4 protein-coding genes and 1 pseudogene are annotated in these 6,159 nt (G+C 49.1%); 3 read left to right on the forward strand and 2 right to left on the reverse strand.

Annotation, left to right across the window (positions count from 1 at the left end):
• Window positions 1-347: 347 nt before the first annotated feature.
• Both DBR24_RS02020 and DBR24_RS02025 read left to right on the forward strand, forming a co-directional pair.
• Entirely contained in the window at window positions 348-2,453 is a 2,106-nt protein-coding gene (locus DBR24_RS02020) for an ATP-dependent endonuclease (RefSeq protein ID WP_128613744.1), read from the forward strand.
• A 13-nt stretch (window positions 2,454-2,466) separates the two neighbouring features.
• On the forward strand, window positions 2,467-4,293 hold the full coding sequence (locus DBR24_RS02025; RefSeq protein ID WP_256591241.1) for a UvrD-helicase domain-containing protein: 1,827 nt from the start codon (window positions 2,467-2,469) through the stop codon (window positions 4,291-4,293).
• Window positions 4,294-4,661: 368 nt separating this feature from the next.
• Here the strand turns inward: DBR24_RS02025 and DBR24_RS30885 are convergent, their stop codons facing one another.
• Window positions 4,662-4,832, reverse strand: coding sequence for a hypothetical protein (locus tag DBR24_RS30885; RefSeq protein WP_158277015.1), 171 nt, complete (start codon window positions 4,830-4,832; stop codon window positions 4,662-4,664).
• A 50-nt stretch (window positions 4,833-4,882) separates the two neighbouring features.
• Here DBR24_RS30885 and DBR24_RS02030 point away from each other — a divergent pair, with 50 nt between their 5' ends.
• The gene (locus DBR24_RS02030; protein WP_128613746.1) at window positions 4,883-5,665 is read left to right on the forward strand and encodes a DUF2971 domain-containing protein; all 783 of its coding nucleotides are present in this window, start codon (window positions 4,883-4,885) and stop codon (window positions 5,663-5,665) included.
• 288 nt (window positions 5,666-5,953) lie between these two features.
• Here DBR24_RS02030 and DBR24_RS31215 read toward each other — a convergent pair.
• Window positions 5,954-6,159, reverse strand: a pseudogene (locus DBR24_RS31215) (hypothetical protein); the annotation flags it as partial.

The following is a 6,159-nucleotide window of genomic DNA, read 5'->3' on the forward strand; positions in this document are numbered from 1 at the left end:
GGCTGTGTAAAAACGTTTTTGAGCGCGACAGCTACTCAAAACCGGACTGAAAATCGCGCTTCTACCCGAAATCCACATCTGCTGACGTGCCGATAAATTTCAGATTTAACGTAGACGCGCGCACTTCAATTTTGGCGAAGGCGTTTTTACACACTCTGGGCCAAAAGCAGTCGTTCCAGAGCGACCTCTTTCGCACCGTCGCTACCCTCGTGGAGCTCAGCCAACTGCCCCCTAATATCTAAAGCTAAAAAGGATTCAAGCCTTCAATAGATAGGCTAGGATTTCAAACGGAGCGAGGGGTACCAGTTTTCTGCTTGCTCTCTTCATGTGCCAGGGAGGAAGATTTTATGAGAGTAAGCGGTGTTGCAATTCGAAATTTCCGTCGACTGGAAAATGTTCAGATTGACATTGAAGAGAGGGAGTCCATTTTTGTTGGCCCCAACAATAGCGGCAAAACTTCTGCCACTGCAATTTTTCGCTGTTTCCTCGGCGGACGCGATTTCAAAATTCACGACTTCTCGGTTGCTCGAATGGCCGATTTTGACGCATTTGTCAAAACAGGAGATGTGGCGCAGCTCCCCAAAATTAGTCTTGACCTGTGGTTCTCCATCGACCCCGAAAGTATCGCATTCGGTAGGGTGTTCACATTGCTGCCGAAACTTTCAGATTTTACACGCGTAGGAATCCGGCTGTCGTATGAGGTCTCTGAAGCAAAGAAATTACTCGAGTGTTACAACGCCGCTTATCCATTAGAGGAAGATGGAGCACGCTCCAAGGCGTTGTCACAATATCTGGCGCTCGACGGAAATCTTGGCCGACATTTTGCGGTTTGCTATTCGTCACTCGAAGAGAAAATTCAGGACGGAACATCGCCTGAGATCTTGACGAGTTACCTTGATCCCAACGAAGGCAAACGTCTTTTGAAACATCTCCTGCGGGTAGAGTTTGTAGACGCGCAGCGCAACATTAACGATGACGACAGTAGCCGCAGTAACCGGCTCTCGTCGGCCTTCGCCGCCTTCTACCGAAAGAATTTAGAGCAGGTTGGCCCTGCGGCCGATGCTCATAGCGTGATCGATGAGAACAACAAACAGCTAACCGATCACTATGCAAAGCAGTTTGCCCCACTGATCAACCTCATCAAGCACCTTGGCGTACCATCGATTAATGATCGGGAATTACAGATTATCTCCTCGCTTAGCCCTGAAAGTGCTCTGCGCGGGAACACCGAGTTACTTTACATAGACCCCAGCCGTAAGCATGAACTGCCGGAGCTTTATAACGGACTTGGTTTCAAGAACCTAATTTACATGGCTATTCAGGCTCGGCATTTCCATTCCCAATGGGTGATGACCACCGAGAACAGGCCTCTATGTCTGATGATCTTTATTGAGGAACCTGAAGTTCACCTCCACGCACAGGTGCAGCAGACTTTCATCTCCAACATCTGGCAGGTAATCAATCAATCTGCTGAGGCAGCTGGCGAGCCTAATCTTGTGCCGCAACTTGTTGTAACTACACACTCCTCTCATATCATGGAAGCCGTCGATTTCGAGAAAGTTCGCTATTTTCAGCGATGCCATACTGAGGGTGAGACGGTCGCGACGGGGATTCGCAATGCATCCATGGTTAGAAGCCTTCGGACCTTCCAGCCAGAGGCGGAGACGATTGATGGTAAATTGGTTTCACCGTCAGAATCGCTAGCCTTCCTCAAACGCTATCTACGCTTAACACACTGCGACTTATTCTTCGCTGATGCTGCCATCCTTGTTGAAGGTGCCGTTGAAAAATTGCTAATGCCGTCCATGATCGAGCGCGCCGCTGGGCGATTGCGAACTGTATATCTAACAATATTGGAGGTGGGAGGGGCATATGCCCACCGCTTCGAGGGTCTGCTCAGCTTCCTTCATATCCCCTACCTTGTTATCACTGACCTCGACTCCGTGGCCCCCACAGGCTATCCCAGCGCCTGTCGGGCGGACGTTGTCGGTGCAAGAACCTCCAACGCTTCTCTAAAAAAACTTTGCGGAAGGACTACGATCGCCGATCTGATCGCACTGACATCCGCTGAGAAACAGCACAGCGACAAAGATCGTTGCATTGCCTTCCAAACAGATATTTTTGTCGCGGATGGCGCAGCCAGCGAAACATTGCGCCCACGAACTTTGGAGGAAGCCATAGTCTATGAGAATTTTGGACTGCTTCGGTCCGGCGCTTTATCCATCGGTATCTCCGTCCCCGAGTCTCTCAACGACGCTTACCAGAATGTCTACGACAGAGTTCGGTCGGATAATTTTAAAAAGACTGACTTTGCCATGGACATTTTGGCTTGCACCGAGGAATGGATTGTCCCTGGATATATTGCCGAGGGATTAAGTTGGCTTGAGTCGCGCCTATCGCCCCCGCTAGCCGCGGTGACGGAGACAGAAGTCGCTACAGCGGTGGAGGTATAAAATGGGAGGGTGGGTGGAAAGCGAAGCGGATACACTAGTCCGTAAATGCATAGATTGCCGTCGCAGCTTCGCGATGATAGCCGGCGCGGGCGCGGGTAAGACTAGTTCGTTGGGTGACGCTCTTAATCGGGTTCGGGATAATGAAGGACGTACCCTTAGAAAAAATGGTCAACGCATTGCCTGTATTACGTTTACCAAGCGTGCCGTTGAGGTCATAAAGAAAAGGTTAGGGTTCGACGAGCTATACCTAGTTTCAACTCTTCATGGGTTCCTGTGGGATCAGATTAGCCGTTTTCATGAAGATATTCGTCAAGCGCTATACGTAAGTCGTATTCCATCTCTTATAGAAAAGGCCATGGGAGATGACAATGGGGGTAACAGCAAAAAGGCATTAAAGGCTCGTGCAAAAGTCGATCGGCTAACAGTACAGCGCACACTTCTCGAATCAGTTAAACGTTTTGACTATGCCGACACCAGCTTCAGTGATTACGGCAAGGGACAGATCGGACACGACGACGTCATAGAGATTGCAACCTACTTGCTTGCAGATAATGAAACTCTCAGACGGATCATCGGCCTACGCTTCCCATATATCTTTGTCGATGAAGCGCAAGACACGTTTGAAGGTATTGTCTCAGGACTCAACCTCGTGTGTGCGGGCGCTGAACTTCCTGTGGTCGGCTATTTCGGTGACCCTTGGCAGCAGATTTATGATCGGAGTGCCGGCAATTTTGCGCCACCTGCCAATGGTGAGATTATCAAGAAAGCTGAGAATTTCCGCAGTTCCAAGAGTGTTATCCGTCTTCTAAATGCCTATCGTGGGGATGTTGAGCAGTACGCCGCTGGCGAAAATGCGACATGTGAAGGTAGCGTCGAATTTTTACTGATCAAAGCAGAAGATCCAACGGAACCACGCAGGCGTTATTCAGAGGAGCAGATTGAGCGGGCGTTGGCACGTATGGATGATGCAGTCGAAGGCTGGGGCTGGACAGGGCGCGACGATGTCATGAAACTCTTCCTCGCACGTCAAATGATCGCACGGCGGCTTGGCTTCGCTGACCTCAACCGACTCTTTACAGGCGACTATGCATCGTCTCGTGCCCAAGATGCCTTTGAGGAAGGTGCGCATTTCCTCCTCAAACCATTTATTTCGACGATCTACCCTCTTATCACTGCTCATAACCAAGGTGACGAACGAGAAATTATCAATCTGCTTCGTCGCGATAGCCCGGCTTTCGCGATTGATGGATTAAACGCGGAAAAATCACTGAAGTTGATGATTGAAACTTCGAAGGCTTTGGTTGACCAACTGCAGACTTTATGGGGTACCGAGACGATCGGAGCGATCCTTCGTTTTTGTATCGAAAAGCAGATCATCCAGCCTTCCGAAAGGCTAAGCGAGCATCTTGATCGTGACCCTCGGGTTGAACCGTTTGATGAGGATATTCACAGCTTAGACAAAGGGGACTGGCTCGCAGACTCTCTCTTCAGAATGACGCCTGGGATGGTCGCCCCTTACGCCGATTATCTCAACAACAATACCGCCTATAGTACCCAGCATGGCGTAAAAGGAGAGGAGTATCCAAAGGTGTTGGTCGTCTATGACGATGTCGAGGCCGCATGGAACCAATACAGCTTTTGTAAGACCTTAACGCCACTTACTGCCGGCGAGCCCACTGACCGGCAACGCGCCGTAACTCAGAAGATTGCATATGTCTCTTTCTCCCGTGCGAAGGAGGATCTGCGTGTCATACTGTTCACTGCTGACCCAGAAGGAGCACGGGCAGAACTCATAGGAAGCAAGCTATTAATGCCTGATCAAATCCGAATAGTGAGTTGAGTGTTGAACCTGCCCCTTTAATTCAGAAAATGGCGTTTAAACCGAAGCGGGGGAAAGGCACTTATCTTCGTATGTTGAAAAGGTGCTGACACTAAGTCCAGTTCGGAAATCAATAAAGGCTTTACGCTATCGACATTGGCATCTCGACTGTCCCTCAAGAGGCGGTTACTGTTGATCGTCGCTGATATTTATTGAATCTAAGCGGATGAATTTGAACATCTGCGCTTGGCGGAATGCGGTCTGCCACAGAGGACAGCAACTGGCCATATGCGTTCACTCCTTTACGACCGGAAGATGTCGACTGCTTACGTACATCCCTATCTGAATATCGGCCGGTCTTCAAACCAGCCCGGTGCCGGGCTTGTCCTCTAGTAGATGTAACGTCGGCTGGGAACGCTATCAAATATCGCCCGCGCGCGCCCGGCGACGACATAGTCATGGCGCAGGCGTTTTACGAAGTCGGCCCAGGTCTCGGCGTCGAGGGGACTGGCCGTGGCCAGGCTGCGCGGCTGATCGACCAGTTTGTTTCCTATGGGCATGGAGAGGGCTCGTCGGTATAGTGGATACACTTTAAAAATGGAGATGTAAAATGGCGGAAACTCTTTTTCATTACACGGACATCGGAGCTGTTTCATCCATTTTGCGAAATAAAAAATTCTGGCTTACACATGTTGAGTTTTTGAATGACTCAGAGGAACTCCATGATGGAATCAAGCATATCAAAGAGTGCTTGTTGCGCATGGAGAGGATTTCAGGTCTTGAATTGCCAGAATTAAAATCCTTGAGCTTTATAGTTGGTTCTTTAGGAAAGCTTTTCGATTCTAAATATGAAGCAAGCCCACTATTTACTTGTTCATTCAGTCGGTCGCGCAACTTATTGAGTCAGTGGCGAGCTTATGGAAACTTTGCTATAGAGTTTGACAGAGAAACTATCGAGTCGGATTTTGATCTGTATGAATGCCTTTATGAATCGAATGATAAAGAGCTTGAGGCAAGGCGTTTGATAGATGCTATCCATTGTAGACTTGCTAATTTGTCCGATGGGGCAGGCGATGATGAGGTTGATGCTGCTTTAGAAAAATATTTTGAGGTTGTTTATAGCGTTGGAAAGTTTAAGAATTCTCATTTTTCAGCCGAGAGGGAAGTTAGAATTGTTAGAGGGGTGGGCGCTGATAGTATTAATTATCGCGCCAAGAATGACTACTTGGTTCCATATGTCGAAGCGACATTTAATATTTCCGCAGTTAAAGCAATTCATATCGGCCCTATAGCTGATCAATGCCTCGCAGAAAGATCCCTGAGATGCCTGCTTAAAACTATAGGTTTACCAGATTTAGAGATCGTTAAATCAGATATCCCGTATCGTTCGTAGCAATTAAGGCCAGATGTTGTTTTAACAAGTGATGTGCTGCTTTTTGTTAAAAGCGATGTCGACAGACCTGATTTGGCCGAAAGCAGACTGTCAATGCTGCATCTTTCGGCCAAAACCGGTCACGCCAATGTTTAAAAAGACATCTTCAAACACTCTCACAGGCTACACATCCTTGCGCCTTTGCCTACAGCTACGCCAGAATCTGCCGGCTTGTGCGTCTTGGGGGTGGGTTCTATTGTGGTGCGGTCGCTGACGAATCAGCGATCGGATTTGACCGTCCGCCCAATATCAAGGCGCGCCAGCGTTCTGCACGTGTTCAGGTACTGCCTGAAACCATGTCGCGGTAGCTGTGCGTGGGACACCTTCGGGTGTGCCGGATTCCTTGATGTCCGGTCGGTCAACCCGCGTACAGCTGCCACCCTGTTTGTTTGACCGCGAACGGTGGCGGCTCCAGTCATCAAGGAGCTTCACCATGATCAAACCAACACCCAACC

This window comes from Pseudomonas sp. HMWF006, assembly GCF_003061205.1.
GTDB lineage: Bacteria > Pseudomonadota > Gammaproteobacteria > Pseudomonadales > Pseudomonadaceae > Aquipseudomonas > Aquipseudomonas monsensis.

Excerpts from the sequence above, each read along its gene's own strand:
- DBR24_RS30885 (WP_158277015.1), bottom strand. The coding sequence starts at position 4,832 with ATGCCCATAGGAAACAAACTGGTCGATCAGCCGCGCAGCCTGGCCACG.
- DBR24_RS02030 (WP_128613746.1), top strand. The coding sequence starts at position 4,883 with ATGGCGGAAACTCTTTTTCATTACACGGACATCGGAGCTGTTTCATCC.
- DBR24_RS02020 (WP_128613744.1), top strand. The coding sequence starts at position 348 with ATGAGAGTAAGCGGTGTTGCAATTCGAAATTTCCGTCGACTGGAAAAT.